The sequence below is a fragment of the Enterobacter sp. 342 genome, from assembly GCF_036663495.1.
Lineage (GTDB): Bacteria > Pseudomonadota > Gammaproteobacteria > Enterobacterales > Enterobacteriaceae > Enterobacter.
Map to the genome: position 1 here is coordinate 48139 of NZ_JAWUEI010000026.1, position 18083 is coordinate 66221.

The following is an 18083-nucleotide window of genomic DNA, read 5'->3' on the forward strand; positions in this document are numbered from 1 at the left end:
GGGGCTATAGCTCAGCTGGGAGAGCGCTTGCATGGCATGCAAGAGGTCAGCGGTTCGATCCCGCTTAGCTCCACCAAAATTTTAAGCCCTCGTCAAAAGACGAGGGCTTTTTTTATGTATTTGTAACATCAGCCACTGCATTTTGTTATAAAAACAGGTGTATTCCTGTACCTCACCTCAATCGAAATCAATAAACCTGTCTATAAATAGACTTGAACTTGCTTCGCGCAATTAATAAACATATTATCCATTCGGTCAATGATACGAACGGATAATATACTCATCAGCTTAATGAATAGAAAAACTTACAATAACGTAAAGATATTTATGATTGCTCTGGCACTCTGCCTGATTGCGGTACCTTTCTCCCGTTACCTCTCTCCGCATGCAATTGTTAATGGCCACGATGTTTATTTGGCATGGCTTCCCTTAAGCGTTATGCTGGCGGTGATTTTGTTATTTGGCCGTAGGGCAATTCTTCCTATTTTGTTAGGTTTTACTGTCACTAATTTATTTTATTTTAATTTAGCACCGCTACAATATTCAGTATTACTGTTTTGTCAGACCTTTGCGTTGTTCGCGGCCTGCGGTCTTCTGCGCCTCATGCTGGGCAAGCGTTGGCGCTACTCCATCCCCAACAAGCACATCGGATTACGTATATTCTGGCTCGGTTTTATCGTGCCATTAGGTATTAAGATGTCGATGTATCTTGCAGGCTATTTGTTTGATTTCCCGGTAACAATCTCAACCTATTTCGGGGAAGGAACGGTAATTTACAACGTGGTGGATATTCAAAGCCTGATATGCGCGGCACTGATTTTTACCATGATGTTCTATTACCCATTACGAATGATAATTAATCCCCGCTACGCCATCACTTTCTGGCGGCGAAGCGTAAAGCCCGTGTTTTTCCACAAGAAACCACTTTATATATTCATCTGGCTGATAGTTCTGGTCTTCATCATCGCAATTTTATGTGCTCCCGTTGAGTCACCTGTTATTGCAGGCTATTTGATGCCGGTTATTTTTATTCTCTTCACGTTAGCGATAAGCCGTCTGAGTTATGCAGTCATCTCTCTGCTCTGGGCCGCTTCTGCACTCCTGCTGCTGACCTACAACTACAACTTCCTGAGCGGGGTGGAATCGGGTCATTCACTCTCCTTCATTCTCTCTGTGCTTATCTCTTTCGCTATTTGTTTGCTTTACATGTCGCGGATTTACCAGCGTAGCGAGTGGTTGAAGCAGGGCTGGCAGGATAGAGCGTTAACCGATCCACTGACGGGTTTACCGAACATCCGTGCGCTGGAGGATTTTCTTCTGGTTCATCCGGATGCCAAAGTGTGCTGTCTGCGAATGGATAACCTTGAGTTTTTGAGCCGCCACTACGGCATTCTCATGCGGGTACATTGCAAACGAATTGTCACCACGTCGCTGCAGCCACTTTTGCAAAAAGATGAGTCTCTCTTCCAGTTACCTGGCAGCGAGCTGGTGCTGGTATTGCTGGGACCGGGAACCGCTGGGCGTCTCCAGCATATGGTTGATCAACTGAACAGCCGTAAGATTTTCTGGAACAATACCGGGTTGGATATTGAATTTGGCGCGTCCTGGGGGATGGTTGAAAACGGCGAAAAGTTACACCACACGCTGGGGCAACTGAGCTGGCTGGCAGAGCAATCCTGCGGTGCGCATAACGTTCTTGCGCTCACGAATAGCCTTGAGGCGGCATCAGGACAAACGACAGAACGTGTTCTGATGTTAGCGCGCATTAAACACGCTCTGGACGCGGGCCAGTTTCATTTATACGCGCAGCCTATCCAGAAGGCTGACGGGAGCGGGTACTACGAAATTCTGGCGCGGATGGAAAGTGAAGGGGAGATCATTACCCCTGATCGCTTTATTCCATTGATAGCCCAGTTCAACCTGAGCCATCGGTTCGATATGTGTGTAGTGGAAAAGTTACTGGCGTGGCTGCGCGATAACCCAGCGACGCATGCCGGCGCCCGTTTTTCTGTCAATCTGATGCCGTTGACGTTGATGCAAAAAGAGGTGGCGACTGAAATTTGCGCCCTCTTTGAACGATACGGCGTTGCGCCTCAGGCCGTCGTGATTGAGATCACCGAAGAGCAGGCCTTCTCAAATTCAGGCTGCAGCATCCACAATATTCAGCAACTGCGGGATTACGGTTTCCGGATTGCCATCGATGATTTTGGTACTGGCTACGCCAACTACGAGCGTCTCAGACGCCTGCAGGCAGATATCATTAAAATTGACGGCTGTTTTGTTAAAGACATTTGTACCGATGATATGGATGCGATGATCGTCCAGTCGATGTGTAATCTGGCGAAGACAAAATCTCTGTGTGTGGTGGCGGAATATGTAGAAACACCGGCGCAGCGCGAGATGCTGCTTCGCTTCGGTGTGGATTATCTGCAGGGCTACCTGATAGGTAAACCTACACCGCTGGAAGAATTGCGGGCATAAAAAAACCGGGAGCCAGGCTCCCGGTTTGTGTTTTAACAGTAAACGTTACAGTACCAGTGCTGCGATAGAAGCAGACAGGACGCTTACCAGCGTAGAGCCGTAAACCAGTTTCAGGCCAAAGCGAGAAACCACGTTACCCTGTTCTTCGTTCAGACCTTTAATCGCACCGGCGATAATACCGATGGATGAGAAGTTAGCGAAGGAAACCAGGAACACGGACAGAATGCCTTCCGCGCGTGGAGAAAGGGTGCTGGCAATCTTCTGCAGATCCATCATCGCAACGAATTCGTTAGACACCAGTTTAGTCGCCATAATACTGCCCACCTGCAGTGCTTCGTGAGCCGGAACACCCATCACCCATGCAATAGGGTAGAAGATGTAGCCCAGAATACCCTGGAAGGAGATACCCAGAACCGCAGCGAACAGGGCGTTCAGGCCAGAAATCAGCGCAATAAAGCCGATCAGCATGGCGGCAACGATAATCGCCACTTTGAAACCTGCCAGAATGTACTCACCCAGCATTTCGAAGAAGCTCTGACCTTCGTGCAGGTTTGACATCTGGATGTTCTCTTCGCTGGCATCAACGCGGTACGGGTTGATCAGTGACAGAACAATAAAGGTGCTGAACATGTTCAGAACCAGTGCAGCAACCACGTACTTTGGCTCCAGCATGGTCATATACGCGCCCACGATAGACATGGAAACGGTAGACATTGCGGTTGCCGCCATGGTGTACATGCGGTTGCGGGACATCTTACCGAGAATATCTTTATACGCGATGAAGTTCTCAGACTGACCGAGGATCAGGGAACTGACGGCGTTGAATGATTCCAGTTTACCCATGCCGTTCACTTTGGATAACAGGAAACCAATTCCACGAATAATAAACGGCAGAACACGGATGTGCTGCAGAATACCGATCAGCGCAGAGATGAAGACAATTGGGCATAGCACCTTCAGGAAGAAGAACGCCAGACCTTCGTCGTTCATTTTACCGAAGACAAAGTTCGTCCCTTCGTTGGCAAACCCGAGCAGTTTTTCGAACATTTCGGAGAAGCCTTTTACGAAGCCAAGCCCCACGTTGGAGTTCAGGAAGAACCAGGCGAGTAAAACTTCAATGACCAGCAGTTGGACAACATAACGAATACGAATTTTTTTGCGGTCTGTGCTGACCAGCAATGCAAGTGCAGTAACGACAACAAGTGCCAGGACAAAATGAAGGACGCGGTCCATATTTGCTCCAAATTTGAGGCAGGTTTAATTTTCTTGCACATTCTATGTAACGAAGGAAAAGAAAACGAGATCAAGGGCACACTATAGTTACATCCTGTGACGAGTCTCAAAATTAGTGATCCACAATACATTTTTGTTATGTTAGGTAAATGAGTGAAAAGTTAAGTTTGTGTGCTAGTCTTCACAAAAGAGCGCGCGATTTCAGTTATTGTCAGGTCGCCCTCAGCTTACCCGCCTGTCTATCGTCCAAAGCTATCAGAGAAATCACTGTTAACTTCATAAATGATCTTGATAATCATTCTCATTTTGATAGCATTAAACATAGCAAAGGCTATATTTCCAGAGGCAGAAATGACAAACAGTCGCGTAGAGGGTAGCAGTGGCAGAGCAGCGCGCAAGTTGCGGTTCGCATTAATGGGACCTGCGTTCATTGCTGCCATTGGCTATATCGATCCAGGTAACTTTGCGACCAATATTCAGGCCGGGGCCAGCTTTGGCTACAAACTGCTGTGGGTAGTCGTCTGGGCTAACCTGATGGCGATGCTGATTCAGATGCTATCCGCAAAGCTTGGGATTGCCACGGGTAAAAACCTGGCGGAGCAAATTCGCGATCATTATCCGCGCCCGGCGGTCTGGCTCTACTGGATTCAGGCCGAAATCATCGCCATGGCGACCGATCTCGCTGAATTTATCGGTGCGGCGATTGGCTTTAAATTGATTTTGGGGGTGTCGCTGTTGCAGGGGGCGGTACTGACCGGGATCGCTACTTTCCTGATTTTGATGTTGCAGCGTAGGGGGCAAAAACCGCTGGAGAAGGTAATTGGCGGTCTGCTGTTGTTTGTCGCTGCGGCCTATATTGTTGAGCTGGTTTTCTCACAACCCAATCTGGCGCAGCTCAGTAAAGGGATGGTGATCCCAAGTCTGCCAACCTCTGAAGCGGTGTTTCTGGCCGCTGGTGTGCTGGGGGCGACCATCATGCCGCATGTCATTTATCTGCACTCTTCACTGACTCAGCATCTCCACGGCGGGACACGTAAAGAACGTTACTCTGCGACCAAATGGGATGTGGCTATCGCCATGACAATTGCTGGTTTTGTGAATCTGGCGATGATGGCGACAGCCGCGGCCGCTTTCCACTTTAACGGCCACACCGGGATTGCCGATCTCGACCAGGCTTATCTTACGCTGGAGCCGTTACTGAGCCACGCTGCTGCCACGATATTTGGTCTGAGTCTGGTGGCGGCGGGTCTCTCCTCTACGGTTGTGGGGACCCTGGCAGGGCAGGTGGTCATGCAGGGGTTTGTTCGTTTCCATATTCCACTGTGGGTGCGTCGCTCTGTCACGATGTTACCGTCATTTATCGTGATTCTGATGGGGCTCGATCCAACGAGGATCCTGGTCATGAGTCAGGTCTTGTTGAGTTTTGGTATTGCGCTGGCGCTGGTGCCGTTACTGATTTTTACCAGCAACAAAGCACTGATGGGCGACCTGGTTAACACAACACTGGTGAAACGGATCGGCTGGGCTATTGTCGTGGTAGTGGTTGCACTGAATCTGTGGTTGTTGATTGGAACAGTGTTAGGTCTGTAAGTTGTAATAAAGAAAAAGGAGCCGTGAGGCTCCTTTTTGCATTAATGGCGACCATGGCCATGACCACCACGTCCTCTTCCGCCGTGGTCCCAACCACCACCGCGGCGGTCATCACGGTCGTTCCAGCCTTCACGGTAACCACGCTCATAGGCGTTGTTTTTATACCAGCCGCGATGCAAACCATTATCATGTTTCCACCAGCGATCTCCACGCCACTCATAGTGACGATGCCAGTAATCACGGTCGCGCCAGTAGCCACCGTCCCAGTATCTGCCGTAGTCGTCACGATCGCCAATTTGTAATTTTACTGATGGCAACAGGGTGATTTCGCCCGCAGTGGCGATGAGCGGGGCCGAAGCCAGTAATACCGCTGCAAGAATCAGTGACCTGAACATACTCTTTCTCCTTCACGATCGGGGCCTTTGCGAGGCCTGTTAACTCAATATTACGAGTTGGTAAAGCCTCGTTTCATCGCCTGAACTCCGAATTCATGAGTGAGAGCACTTTTTGCTAAAAATGCTTTTATTTTGAGCTGCCCAGGATCTCCTCAATAATGTTCAGTTCTTCATCTGAAAAATGGCCGTTTTCCAGCATGCCCACGGCGTCATCAATCTGGGCGGCCTTGCTTGCCCCAATAAGTACAGATGTCACCGATTCATGGCGTAAGATCCAGGCCAGCGCCATCTGAGACAGCTTCTGGCTGCGGCTTTCCGCCAGGGCGTTCAGTTTTCTGACCTTAATCAGCTTCTCTTCAGTTATCTGGTCAGGATTAAGGAACTTACTGCCACTCGCCGCACGTGAGTCTGCGGGGATACCGTTCAGATAGCGGTTGGTTAGTTGACCTCCTGCCAGTGGCGAGAAGGGAATACACCCGACCCCTTTTTCCAGCAGTACATCCAGCAAACCCTCTTCCGGCGCGCGTTCAAACATAGAGTATTTCGGCTGGTGGATCAGGCAGGGCGTACCAAGGTCTTCAAGGATATCAATCGCTTTACGAGCCAGTTCAGCGGGGTAGTTGGATAACCCGACATACAGCGCTTTTCCCTGACGCACGATATGGTCAAGCGCTTTCATTGTTTCCAGCAGCGGCGTGTGTGGGTCAGGACGATGATGGTAGAAGATATCAACATACTCCAGTCCCATGCGTTTCAGGCTTTGATCCAGACTTGCCAGCAGATATTTGCGTGACCCCCAGTCACCGTAAGGGCCTTCCCACATGGTATAGCCCGCTTTGGTTGAGATGATCAATTCGTCGCGCCATGGCAGGAAATCCTCCTGCAAAATACGGCCAAAATTACGTTCCGCTGATCCCGGTGGCGGGCCATAGTTATTGGCAAGGTCGAAATGCGTAATGCCCAGATCGAAGGCGCGCTGTAAAAGTTGACGGCTGTTTTCGATAAGCGTGGCGTCACCGAAGTTATGCCAAAGCCCAAGGGAGATGGCTGGCAGTTTCAGGCCGCTCTGCCCACAGCGACGGTACTGCATTGTCTGATAACGGTTTTTGTCCGGCTGATAACCCATTCTCATGACCTCTGGCGCTGAAAAGAAAAATTAGTGTATGCGTTTACACTACCGTGAAGAAAAGGAGAATAACGCAGCCATTTTTGTAAAGCATTCTTTCCATACCCTTCTTACTGCCAATTCTGGACAGCCATCACGCTTCTTTAATACTCAAAGTGAGGTCAACATAAGAAGGATACCTGTCATGCGTACCCCATACTGTGTCGCCGATTACCTGCTGGACCGTCTTACAGATTGTGGAGCCGATCATCTGTTTGGCGTGCCAGGCGACTATAACCTGCAGTTTCTCGACCATGTGATAGACAGCCCGGATATCTGTTGGGTGGGCTGTGCCAACGAGCTAAATGCATCTTATGCCGCTGATGGATACGCCCGATGTAAGGGCTTTGCCGCGCTGCTGACGACATTCGGTGTTGGAGAATTAAGTGCCATGAACGGTATCGCTGGCAGCTATGCTGAGCACGTGCCGGTATTACATATTGTGGGGGCGCCGGGGACGGCGTCACAGCAAAGAGGGGAGTTGCTACATCATACATTGGGTGATGGTGAGTTTCGTCATTTTTACCATATGAGCGAACCGATCACCGTCGCACAAGCGATCCTTACCGAACAAAATGCCTGTTATGAGATAGACCGGGTACTGACCACAATGCTTCGTGAACGCAGGCCCGGCTATCTGATGTTGCCTGCCGATGTGGCAAAAAAAGCCGCTACCCCTCCTGTAAGCGCTCTCACCTTAAAGCATACGCATGCCGATAGTGCCTGCCTGAAGGCGTTTCGCGATGCTGCAGAGAGCAAGCTTGCCAGAAGCAAACGTACTGCACTCCTGGCTGATTTTCTGGTCCTGCGTCATGGCCTGAAACATGCGCTACAAAAATGGGTGAAGGACGTACCGATGGCGCATGCCACCATGCTGATGGGCAAAGGCATATTCGATGAACGTTACACAGGTTTTTACGGTACATACAGTGGTTCGGCCAGCGCTGGCGCAGTAAAAGAGGCGATTGAAGGGGCGGACACGGTGTTGTGTATTGGCACACGTTTTACCGATACCCTGACGGCGGGGTTCACTCATCAGTTAACCCCGGCGCAAACGATAGAAGTCCAGCCTCATGCCGCTCGCGTCGGCGATATCTGGTTTACCGGAATCCCGATGCTGCAGGCGATTGAGACGCTGGTGGAGCTGTGCAAACAGCACGTGCACGATACGCCTGTGCCGTCGTCTCATAGCGCTATGGCCTACCCGCAGCCAGATGGTTCGCTTACCCAGGAGAATTTCTGGCGAACGTTGCAAACGTTCATTCGCCCGGGAGACATCATTCTTGCGGATCAGGGAACTTCGGCTTTTGGTGCGATTGACCTTCGTCTACCGGCAGACGTGAATTTTATCGTCCAGCCGCTGTGGGGGTCGATTGGTTATACGCTGGCGGCAGCATTCGGTGCGCAAACGGCATGTCCAAACCGGCGCGTGATTGTCCTGACTGGGGATGGTGCGGCTCAGCTGACTATTCAGGAGCTTGGGTCGATGTTGCGTGATAAACAGCACCCCATCATTCTTGTGCTTAACAACGAAGGGTACACGGTTGAACGCGCGATCCACGGGCCGGAACAGCGGTACAACGACATTGCGTTGTGGAACTGGACGCAAATTCCACAGGCACTGAGCCTTGATCCTCAGGCTCAGTGCTGGCGGGTCAGTGAAGCGGAACAGCTGGTGGACGTGCTTGAAAAAGTGGCGCACCACGAGCGGCTCTCGCTGATTGAGGTGATGCTGCCGAAAGCAGACATCCCGCCGTTGCTGGGGGCCATTACCAAAGCGCTGGAAGCGCGTAATAACGCCTGATTACTTATCGTTCCGCCAGGCCATCATCATGGGTTTGCCCGCCAGCAGGAGCCAGGCGGGCAACATCACGATACAGAGCAGAGGGAAAAGCGTCGAATCCGGCACCACTACCGCCGCCATAAACAGACTTAGCCACGCGTCGCGCGTGACCACCAGAACCAGCCCCAGAATCGAGCAAGAAACGGTAATGGCCGCCGGGACGGCATCCACATGTTCGTGCAGCATCAGCCCCAGCGCGACACCGATAAACACCGCCGGGAAAATACGGCCACCGCGGAAACCACAGGCCGAAGCTACCACCAGCGCCGCCAGTTTGATCACCGCAAACAGCAGATAATCTGAAACACTAAACACCTGGCTGAAGGCCAGTTGCTGCATCTCATCCAGACCTTTGAATAACGTCACTGCCCCGCCGATTGCCCCTAAAATACCGAGGATAAAACCGCCCACCCCCAGAATTAACACCGGGTGTTTAAGTTTATGCATCAGCCGATGAAGGCGCGGAAGACACCATACTGCCACCATGCCCAGCGCAATGGCGATCGCTGCGACGATAGCGCCGCTGAAAATATCGGCAATTTGCATCTGTCCATAGTGGGGCAGAGAGAGTGAAAAATGGGGATGGAAAAACAGGCTGGTGGTCAGCGCGCCGGCGGCAGCGGCCATCAGCGGTGCAAAGAGTTTATCCCAGAGCGGGACATCGTTATTGCTGCTGAGGGTCTGAGAAAAAATGAGTGCGGCAGCAACGGGCGTGCCGAAAAGCGCTCCGATGGTGCCTGCGGAGGCAAGGATAGTCCAGTCCAGTGCGGCGACACGGGGTAAAATTCGTGCACCGAGGTAAACCGCCAGACCGATATTGACCGCCATGATCGGATGCTCCGGCCCCAGACTGACACCGCCCGCCAGACCCAGAATCAACGCGATGATCAACCCAGGTAATGCCGAGGGGGAAACTGGAGCACCAATCAAGGGTTCCTGCGCCGGGTCTGGGCCGGCATGACCGGGACTGAAACGGATCACCAGCCCAACCGCAATACCAGTTAACGTCAGCATCAAAATAACCCATGCAGGAGAATCAACATTGACCCCCAGCTTTGCAGGAAGCGCTGCCCATAACATCGTTTGCAGCACCGAGGCGACTTTCATCACGACAATGAGCACCAGACTTGAGACAACGCCAATAATTAACGCCGGAATTGCCAGCAGCAGCATGGTTCTGGCTCGCGGGTGGAGCATGATGATTTCCTTGTACGGTAACGTTATTCTGTGACGAAGATCGCTAATCCACGGGCATTCGTCTTCCGGTCGTTGTTGTTATCACTCCTTGAATTTACAGTGTTCCAAAGATTTATTCTGACTTTAGCGGAGCAGTAGAAGAATGACAAAGTATGCTTTGGTAGGTGATGTGGGCGGTACAAACGCGCGCCTTGCATTATGCGATATAAGTAGCGGTGAAATTTCCAGGGCGAAAACCTATTCAGGGCTGGATTATCCGAGCCTTGAGGCCGTTGTCCGCGTCTATCTGGAAGAGCATCAGGTGAGCGTCGAGGACGGTTGCATTGCCATTGCCTGCCCGATTACTGGTGACTGGGTTGCGATGACCAACCATACCTGGGCATTTTCCATCGCTGAGATGAAAACAAATCTCCGTTTTGCGCATCTTGAAATCATCAATGACTTCACTGCGGTTTCCATGGCGATCCCGATGCTAAAGCCTGAGCATCTGATTCAGTTTGGCGGTGCGGAGCCAGTCGAAGGTAAACCGATTGCCGTCTATGGCGCAGGAACCGGTCTGGGGGTATCGCATCTGGTGCACGTTGCTCAGCGCTGGGTTAGCCTGCCGGGCGAGGGGGGGCATGTTGACTTTGCGCCAAACAGCGAAGAAGAGGGCATTATCCTTGAAGAATTGCGCGCTGAGATTGGACACGTCTCCGCTGAGCGCGTCCTTTCCGGCCCCGGGCTGGTCAACCTGTACCGTGCGATTGTGAAATCAGACGGTCGTCTGCCGGAAAACCTGCAGCCGAAAGATGTGACCGAACGTGCGCTGGCGGACAGTTGCATTGACTGCCGTCGTGCACTGTCGTTGTTCTGCGTGATCATGGGACGCTTCGGTGGCAACCTGGCACTGACGCTGGGCACATTCGGTGGTGTCTATATTGCGGGCGGGATCGTACCGCGTTTCCTCGATTTCTTTAAAGCCTCTGGTTTCCGTGGTGGGTTTGAAGATAAAGGGCGTTTCAGAAGCTACGTGCAGGACATCCCTGTCTACCTCATCGTGCACGACAACCCAGGTCTTCTTGGCTCGGGTGCCCATCTGCGTCAGGTTCTCGGTCAAATCCTTTGACGACACTGCCCTCTCCGCGTGAGGGGGCGCTTTACAGATGCATCAACTGACGAAATTCTTTCACTTTGCTGCGGCTTACCGGCACCTGAAAATCCAGATCCTTCAGACGTAAAATATAGGTGTTGTTAAACCACGGTTCGATCTCGCGGATCTTATTTAAATTCACACAAAACGAACGGTGGCAGCGGAAGAAGTGTGCCGCAGGCAGTTTGCTGCAGAACTCGGTGATGTTCATCGCCATCACGTAAGATTCTCGACGTGTATAAACAAACGTCATCTTCTCATGCGCTTCGGCGTAGTAAATATCATTGACTGGCGTCACGATGATACGTTCATCTTTGACCAGATTAATTGTGTCGTTTTCCCGCACTGTTGGGCTGGCGTTAGCGGGGGCCGTCTGTTGCTGCCATGCTGCTTCCAGCTTTTGCAGCATGCTGATAATACGCGACTCCTGGTAAGGCTTAAGAATATAGTCAAATGCCTCCAGTTCGAAGGCTTCCACGGCGTGCTCTTTCCAGGCGGTGACGAAAACAATGAACGGCTTATGGGCAAACTGATTGATGTTTTGCGCCAGTAATACGCCATCCAGCGACGGAATATTGATATCGAGAAAAATAGCGTCGACCCGGTTGTGCTGCAGAAACTTCAGCACATCCAGACCATCATCAAAGGTACCCACAATCTCCATCTGGCTGTGGGTTTTGATAAGCCAGGTTAGCTCCTGTTGAGCCAGAATTTCATCTTCTACAATGATGACTTTCATAGGTCACTCCACCAGGGGTAACAGGGATGTTGTCGCATGAACGGGAGAACGTTCATTCGGGACGTAAAAAGCGATTTCGGTACCCGGTTCAAGACGGTGAATATGCAGCCCGTCACCATAGAGCAGTTTGACCCGATGGTGCACGTTCAGTAGCCCAATTTTATTCCCGGGCATCTCATTAGACTCCACGCGCTCAATAACTTTGGGATCAATCCCGTGTCCGGTATCGCGTACGGCAATACGCACACGGTTGCCGCTTTCGGTGACGCTGATGGTCACGACGCCTTTACCTTTACAGGGCTGAATACCGTGAACAATCGCGTTTTCGACCAGCGGCTGGATAAGCAGGCTCGGGATCACGCAGTTGACCTCTTCATCAATATCGTAAATAACCGTGAGTTTGTCGCCAAAGCGTGCCTGCTCAATCGCGATGTAGTCTTTAATCTGGTACAGCTCTTTTTTGATGTCGATCTGCTCGTCATCTTTCAGTTCTATGTTGTAGCGCAAATAGCGCGACAGATTGAAAATCAGCTGGCGCGCAGTGTCCGGATTCAACCGAATTGAAGAGGAGATGGCGTTCAAGGCATTAAACAGGAAATGGGGATTGATTTTGCTCTGCAGTGCGCGCAGCTCTGCCTTATTTGCCATCTCGCGCAGCTGCTCTGCCCTGGAAACTTCCAGTTGTGTGGAGATAATTTGCGACAGACCGATGGCCATCTCCTGAAGTGAGGAGGTGATCTGATGCGCGTGGCAGTAATAAATTTTCAGCGTGCCCGTCACAACACCTTTTTCCCATAACGGGATCACCAGCATGGAGTGGATTTCCGGCGTCCGGTGGGCTTCATCATTGTTTTTGATGATGATTTTACCGTAGTTAATCGCCTGTCTGGTGGTCGGGCTGATGGTGTCATCGTTGTCGTGATAGTTGTGTTCCCCAACACCGACATAGGCTAGCACGTGGTCGATGTTGGTGATGGCGACAGCATCGGCGTGAATATCGTGGCGGATAATCTCGCAGACCTGACGCAATGATTCCGCGTTAACGTGGCGGAAAAGCGGCAGGGTTTTGTTGGCAATATCGAGCGCCAGTTTGGCCTGGCGAGCAGCACTGGCCTCCTTTTCCCCTTCGACACTTTGCACCAGCAGCACGATAAAACCGATACAGACGCTGCCCAGAATCATTGGAATACCGATTTTCGAGACGATATCCAGCCCCAGTGCAGTAGTGGGAGCCCAAACCACGACCAGGATCATGGTCAGCGTTTCGCACACCATGCCTGCGATGATCCCGGCACGCCAGCGCTGCTTTTTCGGGATCTTGCGGTTAATCCACCCGGAAAGTACCCCGGCAATAATGCTGGTGATAAAGCACGGCACAGCCGTCACGCCACCGATATCAATCAGGTAGCGATGGGTGCCAGCGATCAGGCCGGTTATGACGCCCACCCACGGGCCAAACAAAATTCCGCCGGACATGACGGCAATAATCCGCACGTTAACCAGCGACCCTTCAACCGGCACGCCGGACCAGGTGCTGAACAGCGCAAACAGTGAAAAGATGGCGGTAACAGCCAGTAACTCTTTGGGGGAGTGTGCAGACTTATGCAAAAGCTCGCGAAACAAGCGAATGCGAATAAGGAAGAACAGGCAAATCAGCATTAATGCCGCCCGGTCAAAAACCGCCAACAGCATAGTGAATATTTCGTGCACGAGTAGACCTGGGGTAACGGGAAAGAACCATGATAAAAAACCTGACGCGTATTGACCAGCTATCCGTCAGGTTTATCAAATGAGGAAAAACCATAATTTACAAAGGGGATTATCTGGTGTGCGCTGACATGTCCCGATTTTTTATTATCGACGTCCCGGCAGGTAACTGTTTTGATATCATTGTGTTAAATAACAGCTATCAAAAAGATGAAATCCACTCAGGAGCTTCCGCTTTTCGACGCAGCAGGGTTCCGGTTTTAGCGCGATCGCTTTTTTTTCATTTCCCTCTCGACAGCATGATTTTTTTCAGGTTATTTTCTAAACACGCCACATGCGTGGCAGCGTCGCTCGGACGGTCCGGGCGCTAACGTTAATCTGAGGAATCTATGGCTGAATTCAGTCCTGAACGCCGTTTTACGCGTATCGATCGTCTCCCCCCTTATGTTTTCAATATCACCGCCGAACTGAAGATGGCTGCACGTCGTCGTGGCGAAGACATCATTGATTTCAGTATGGGGAACCCTGACGGCCCAACACCACCGCATATTGTTGAGAAACTTTGCACGGTTGCCCAGCGTCCTGATACGCATGGCTACTCAACGTCTCGCGGTATTCCTCGGTTACGTCGCGCGATCTCGCGCTGGTATCAGGATCGCTATCAGGTTGATATCGATCCTGAAAGTGAAGCCATTGTGACCATTGGCTCGAAAGAGGGCCTGGCACACCTGATGCTGGCAACGCTGGATCACGGTGATACGGTGCTGGTTCCGAATCCAAGTTACCCAATCCATATCTATGGCGCGGTGATTGCCGGGGCACAGGTACGTTCTGTGCCGCTGGTGGAAGGTGTCGATTTCTTCAACGAACTGGAACGTGCAATTCGCGAAAGTTACCCGAAACCTAAGATGATGATCCTCGGTTTCCCGTCGAACCCAACGGCGCAGTGTGTGGAGCTCGATTTCTTCGAGAAAGTTGTGGCCCTGGCTAAGCGTTATGACGTACTGGTGGTTCATGATTTAGCCTATGCAGACATCGTCTACGACGGCTGGAAAGCTCCGTCTATTATGCAGGTTCCAGGCGCGCGCGATGTAGCGGTAGAGTTCTTTACGCTGTCCAAAAGCTACAACATGGCGGGCTGGCGAATTGGCTTTATGGTGGGTAACAAAACGCTGGTGAGTGCACTGGCGCGAATCAAGAGTTACCACGACTACGGCACGTTTACGCCGCTACAGGTCGCGGCTATTGCAGCTCTGGAAGGTGATCAGCAATGCGTTCATGAGATTGCTGCCCAGTATAAACGTCGTCGCGATGTGCTGGTGAAAGGGTTACATGAAGCTGGCTGGATGGTAGAAATGCCGAAAGCGTCCATGTACGTCTGGGCTAAAATTCCGGAGCCGTATGCGGCGATGGGTTCCCTGGAGTTTGCCAAAAAACTGCTGCAGGATGCAAAAGTGTGTGTATCACCTGGCATTGGTTTTGGCGACTATGGCGACACCCATGTGCGATTCGCCCTGATTGAAAACAGCGACCGTATTCGTCAGGCAGTGAGGGGCATTAAGAGTATGTTCCGTGCCGACGGCCTGCTTTCATCAAAAAGCATCGCTGAAAATCCCGCGTCGTCATGACATAAAAAAACAGGAGCCGATGGCTCCTGTTTTTTTGACTGCATATTCTTCACTAAATCATCAGGGCAAAGGTTCCGGCCCAGACTAAAACAATCACCGAAATGCCCATAAAGAAATATTTCACGTTTCATCGCTCCGCGTATCTTCTGGTACGCATTAAAAACAGAGTCCACCTGATTATAGAGAGCTGAAATCCGGTCAAACGGAACAGATAATTTTTCCGTTACGCCGCCAACTCCAACTCAGAATTCTGTGCTTTCCTGTTGCCAGACGGCGCTAATGTACGCTTAAAAATGAGGGGTGGCAAGAGGGATTTTTTCAAATAATTTCCGTTACTTACGGGTGTCGTGGAACGGCGACAGTTTGATTTCAGAGTGCAATAAATTCACTTTTAGCGACGCGCAGAAAAGCAATTGTCCAGCGTGATTACAGGTGATTGAAAAGGTTAGTTTCCTGGCGAAACTAACCTTTATGAAGGGATTAAATATAGAGCGAGGCTTCGCCAAGGGGACGCGTTTTGAAACGGCGATGCATCCAGAGGTACTGCTCTGGCGCACGCATGATTTCGGTTTCGATAATTTTATTGATGAATGCTGCCGCTTCGCATTCGTTTTCCGGATAGTTAGCCATTTCAGGGGAAATGTGCAGACGATAGCCTGATTTATCTGCTTTCCTTACCATCGTCACGGTCAGCATAGCTGCACCTGAAAGACGCGAAATGACAAAGGTACCATTGGTCGTTGCAACGTCTTTAACTGCAAAGAAGGGAGCAAAACTGCTGCCCTTACGGCCGTAATCCTGATCGGGTGCAAACCAGACAGCTTCACCTTTCTTCAGGGCGCCGACCATACCGCGCAGGTTATTACGGCTGATCATCGCCTTGTTGGAACGCATACGACCCCGTGTCTGTACCCACTCCATCAGTGGACTGTTGTGAGGACGATAGGTTGCCATCATTGGCTGGCAAAGCCCCATCACGCGACCACCCAATTCCAGCGACATAAAGTGAACCCCGACAACCATCACCCCGCGGTTTTGCTTCTGCGCACGTTGAAGATTATCCAGGCCTTCAACATCAAACCATTTGCGGACGCGTTCATCAGGCCAGAACCAGGCCATGCCGGTCTCAAGCAGTGCCATGCCGATAGACTTGAAGTTTTCAGAGATGAGTTTCTCGCGCTCTTCAGCATTGTACTGAGGAAAGCAAAGTTCGATATTTTTACGCGCGATGGATTCACGACGTTTCAGGAAATAGCGGGATGCACTTCCCAGTTTTGACCCCAGCAAACGCAGTACAGGGTAGGGAAGCTGAACCAGCAGCCAGAGTACACCAAGGCCAAACCATGTAAACCAGTAACGCGGGTGTAAAAACGCACGTTCAAATTTGGATTGAGACAAAATAGTAAAACCTATGTGAAGCCTGTAAAGGTAGCGCAGAGTTTGCGATACGACGTGCAGATAAGACCGTTCTTCAAGGTGATGGTTGCAGGCTTTACCGAACTTTACGGCGTTGCCTGGCCACTGCTGATTTGGGCGGACGGCGTAATGTAGCACCGTTATACGATATGTGCTATTACTCGTTTTTGCTTAAAAAAGCGGCAGTGAGAAAGGTGATTGATTTTGTGGTTTTTATCGACAGATTAAAGATGGATTACGTCATCTCTGGAGCATAACCATGGGTACTGGTAAAGTCTGTTTTATCGGCTAAAACGTGACTGACAGGAAGAACCGGTGACTGAGCGAATCGATTACCAGATTGAAAAGTACAGGTTTACAGAAGCGAATGAACCTTCCCGCCTCACAAAACAGTGGGATGATGTTTTGAGTGAATGCAGGGAGAGCAAAGCCGGAGCCGAAGAGCGTTTACGTATTGCCTTGCTTAATGTCGATTACGTTACCAGTTTCGAGCTACCTTTTCGTCTGCTGCTTGTGCGCACACCCCAGCTAATAGCCGGGATTCGAAACGAACTGGAACTCAGCCAGAAAAATGTCATTTTTAACGGTAAACGCTTCGGTTGTGTCTGGAGTGTTAAAACGGATCTCAGTGAAATTCCTGATAATTATCAATACCGTCTCTCTACCCGCATACGGCGCCTTAGCCCAACCACCCACACCGCAGAACCCTTTTTGCAAATTGCCAAAGAACTTAAGTCTCCAGTTGAACGACTAAAGCGGGCGCTGCTAAGTGGGCTGGACGTTACTGCGCTTGATGCACTTTTTTGGTTTGGTATCCAACGAATTGCAGCTGAGGTGTCGCGTCTGAGAAAAACCGGAATGAGGATCACAACGGATGAAACATGGGTATTTGAAAATCTGACGGGAACGACCCGTCGTGTGCCGGTTTATCGTTACGTCTTATAAATTTATCTTTAGTTGAGCAGTGAACTTAAAATCACTCGTTGAATTTAGCTGGCACTCATTTTAGAAAAAATAGTTCTTGATAGGATGAGTATTGCAATATTTTATAATATAAATCAGTTTGTTAAGAGGTGTGCTGAGAGCGCGTCATGGTGTCCCCTGCATACATCGAATTGGCATGGCAGGGGATTGTATAGAAAGGGGATTTTCAGGATCGGTTTTTATTTTACCCGCAATTTTACCCATCGAGACGGCTTAAGAGTTTTTGTTTGAACTCGCAGTGTTCACTATATAGCCAGCGGGCGCGTCCGTGGATTAGTCTACTTTTTGGCAGGGTGCCGTCTTTGATGCGGTCATAGATGAAGGTCTTTCCGAAACCAGTATCTGCCATGATGAATTTCAGATCAACCAGTGAATCGGGCTGTAATTGGTGTTGCATGGGTTTTATCTCCGGTCTGGAAATCGAACCTGGAAGCCAGGCAAAAAGAACCCGGCGCGTGGCCGGGCAAAAGGGATAACGGGCTTTCGCACCCAATAGCCAGCTCATAACTGGCTATCAGTTGCGTCATAACCGGCTGAGGCTTTTTTACGGCCATTCAGGGTCGGGCACTATCT

Annotated in this window: 15 protein-coding genes and 1 tRNA gene; 7 read left to right on the plus strand and 9 right to left on the minus strand. The window is 50.6% G+C overall.

Features of this window, described 5'->3' with window-relative positions; all coding sequences use genetic code 11:
- Positions 1-76, plus strand: a tRNA-Ala gene (locus V6E55_RS18705).
- A gap of 215 nt (positions 77-291) precedes the next feature.
- Positions 292-2481, plus strand: a complete 2190-nt coding sequence (locus V6E55_RS18710) for an EAL domain-containing protein (protein WP_316943588.1) — start codon at positions 292-294, stop codon at positions 2479-2481.
- A gap of 45 nt (positions 2482-2526) precedes the next feature.
- Here V6E55_RS18710 and nupC read toward each other — a convergent pair whose 3' ends face one another.
- Complete coding sequence (nupC, locus tag V6E55_RS18715) at positions 2527-3714, minus strand: nucleoside permease NupC (RefSeq protein ID WP_028016181.1); 1188 nt, start codon at positions 3712-3714, stop codon at positions 2527-2529.
- Positions 3715-4065: 351 nt separating this feature from the next.
- Between nupC and V6E55_RS18720 the strand changes: the two genes are divergently transcribed.
- Positions 4066-5304: an Nramp family divalent metal transporter gene (locus tag V6E55_RS18720; protein WP_129995258.1), complete on the plus strand. Its 1239-nt coding sequence runs from the start codon at positions 4066-4068 to the stop codon at positions 5302-5304.
- Positions 5305-5345: 41 nt separating this feature from the next.
- Here the strand turns inward: V6E55_RS18720 and V6E55_RS18725 are convergent, their stop codons facing one another.
- Positions 5346-5699: a DUF2502 domain-containing protein gene (locus tag V6E55_RS18725; protein ID WP_114977599.1), complete on the minus strand. Its 354-nt coding sequence runs from the start codon at positions 5697-5699 to the stop codon at positions 5346-5348.
- Between the two features lie 127 nt (positions 5700-5826).
- A complete protein-coding gene (gene mgrA, locus V6E55_RS18730) occupies positions 5827-6825 on the minus strand; it encodes an L-glyceraldehyde 3-phosphate reductase (protein ID WP_129995259.1) in 999 nt (332 codons plus the stop codon).
- 184 nt (positions 6826-7009) lie between these two features.
- On the opposite strand from mgrA, the gene ipdC reads away from it, so the two are divergent.
- Positions 7010-8668 carry an indolepyruvate decarboxylase gene (gene ipdC / locus V6E55_RS18735; protein ID WP_316943589.1) on the plus strand — a complete coding sequence of 553 codons (1659 nt, stop codon included), beginning with the start codon at positions 7010-7012 and terminating at the stop codon, positions 8666-8668.
- Here the strand turns inward: ipdC and V6E55_RS18740 are convergent, their stop codons facing one another.
- Positions 8669-9904, minus strand: coding sequence for an ion channel protein (locus tag V6E55_RS18740; protein ID WP_129995261.1), 1236 nt, complete (start codon positions 9902-9904; stop codon positions 8669-8671).
- 142 nt (positions 9905-10046) lie between these two features.
- Between V6E55_RS18740 and glk the strand changes: the two genes are divergently transcribed.
- The gene (gene glk / locus V6E55_RS18745) at positions 10047-11012 is read left to right on the plus strand and encodes a glucokinase (protein ID WP_316943590.1); all 966 of its coding nucleotides are present in this window, start codon (positions 10047-10049) and stop codon (positions 11010-11012) included.
- Between the two features lie 31 nt (positions 11013-11043).
- Here the strand turns inward: glk and V6E55_RS18750 are convergent, their stop codons facing one another.
- Together V6E55_RS18750 and V6E55_RS18755 are read right to left on the minus strand one after the other, a co-directional pair.
- On the minus strand, positions 11044-11775 hold the full coding sequence (locus V6E55_RS18750) for a LytR/AlgR family response regulator transcription factor (protein ID WP_114977604.1): 732 nt from the start codon (positions 11773-11775) through the stop codon (positions 11044-11046).
- A gap of 3 nt (positions 11776-11778) precedes the next feature.
- Positions 11779-13485, minus strand: coding sequence for a LytS/YhcK type 5TM receptor domain-containing protein (locus V6E55_RS18755; protein WP_236919666.1), 1707 nt, complete (start codon positions 13483-13485; stop codon positions 11779-11781).
- A gap of 386 nt (positions 13486-13871) precedes the next feature.
- On the opposite strand from V6E55_RS18755, the gene alaC reads away from it, so the two are divergent.
- Entirely contained in the window at positions 13872-15110 is a 1239-nt protein-coding gene (gene alaC, locus V6E55_RS18760; RefSeq protein ID WP_049007114.1) for an alanine transaminase, read from the plus strand.
- 52 nt (positions 15111-15162) lie between these two features.
- On the opposite strand, the gene ypdK is transcribed toward alaC, so the two are convergent.
- Positions 15163-15234 carry a membrane protein YpdK gene (ypdK, locus tag V6E55_RS18765; RefSeq protein ID WP_099458937.1) on the minus strand — a complete coding sequence of 24 codons (72 nt, stop codon included), beginning with the start codon at positions 15232-15234 and terminating at the stop codon, positions 15163-15165.
- 356 nt (positions 15235-15590) lie between these two features.
- Positions 15591-16511: a kdo(2)-lipid IV(A) palmitoleoyltransferase gene (gene lpxP / locus V6E55_RS18770; RefSeq protein ID WP_114977814.1), complete on the minus strand. Its 921-nt coding sequence runs from the start codon at positions 16509-16511 to the stop codon at positions 15591-15593.
- 330 nt (positions 16512-16841) lie between these two features.
- Here lpxP and V6E55_RS18775 point away from each other — a divergent pair, with 330 nt between their 5' ends.
- Positions 16842-17471: a helix-turn-helix domain-containing protein gene (locus V6E55_RS18775; protein ID WP_316943591.1), complete on the plus strand. Its 630-nt coding sequence runs from the start codon at positions 16842-16844 to the stop codon at positions 17469-17471.
- A 235-nt stretch (positions 17472-17706) separates the two neighbouring features.
- Here the strand turns inward: V6E55_RS18775 and V6E55_RS18780 are convergent, their stop codons facing one another.
- Complete coding sequence (locus V6E55_RS18780) at positions 17707-17907, minus strand: helix-turn-helix transcriptional regulator (RefSeq protein WP_265185214.1); 201 nt, start codon at positions 17905-17907, stop codon at positions 17707-17709.
- Positions 17908-18083: the final 176 nt, after the last annotated feature.

What these genes read in the sequence shown, in the direction of transcription:
- glk (WP_316943590.1), top strand. Translation starts at nt 10,047, where the DNA reads ATGACAAAGTATGCTTTGGTAGGTGATGTGGGCGGTACAAACGCGCGC.
- V6E55_RS18780 (WP_265185214.1), bottom strand. Translation starts at nt 17,907, where the DNA reads ATGCAACACCAATTACAGCCCGATTCACTGGTTGATCTGAAATTCATC.
- nupC (WP_028016181.1), bottom strand. Translation starts at nt 3,714, where the DNA reads ATGGACCGCGTCCTTCATTTTGTCCTGGCACTTGTTGTCGTTACTGCA.
- V6E55_RS18750 (WP_114977604.1), bottom strand. Translation starts at nt 11,775, where the DNA reads ATGAAAGTCATCATTGTAGAAGATGAAATTCTGGCTCAACAGGAGCTA.
- mgrA (WP_129995259.1), bottom strand. Translation starts at nt 6,825, where the DNA reads ATGGGTTATCAGCCGGACAAAAACCGTTATCAGACAATGCAGTACCGT.
- alaC (WP_049007114.1), top strand. Translation starts at nt 13,872, where the DNA reads ATGGCTGAATTCAGTCCTGAACGCCGTTTTACGCGTATCGATCGTCTC.
- V6E55_RS18720 (WP_129995258.1), top strand. Translation starts at nt 4,066, where the DNA reads ATGACAAACAGTCGCGTAGAGGGTAGCAGTGGCAGAGCAGCGCGCAAG.
- V6E55_RS18710 (WP_316943588.1), top strand. Translation starts at nt 292, where the DNA reads ATGAATAGAAAAACTTACAATAACGTAAAGATATTTATGATTGCTCTG.
- V6E55_RS18740 (WP_129995261.1), bottom strand. Translation starts at nt 9,904, where the DNA reads ATGCTCCACCCGCGAGCCAGAACCATGCTGCTGCTGGCAATTCCGGCG.
- V6E55_RS18725 (WP_114977599.1), bottom strand. Translation starts at nt 5,699, where the DNA reads ATGTTCAGGTCACTGATTCTTGCAGCGGTATTACTGGCTTCGGCCCCG.
- ipdC (WP_316943589.1), top strand. Translation starts at nt 7,010, where the DNA reads ATGCGTACCCCATACTGTGTCGCCGATTACCTGCTGGACCGTCTTACA.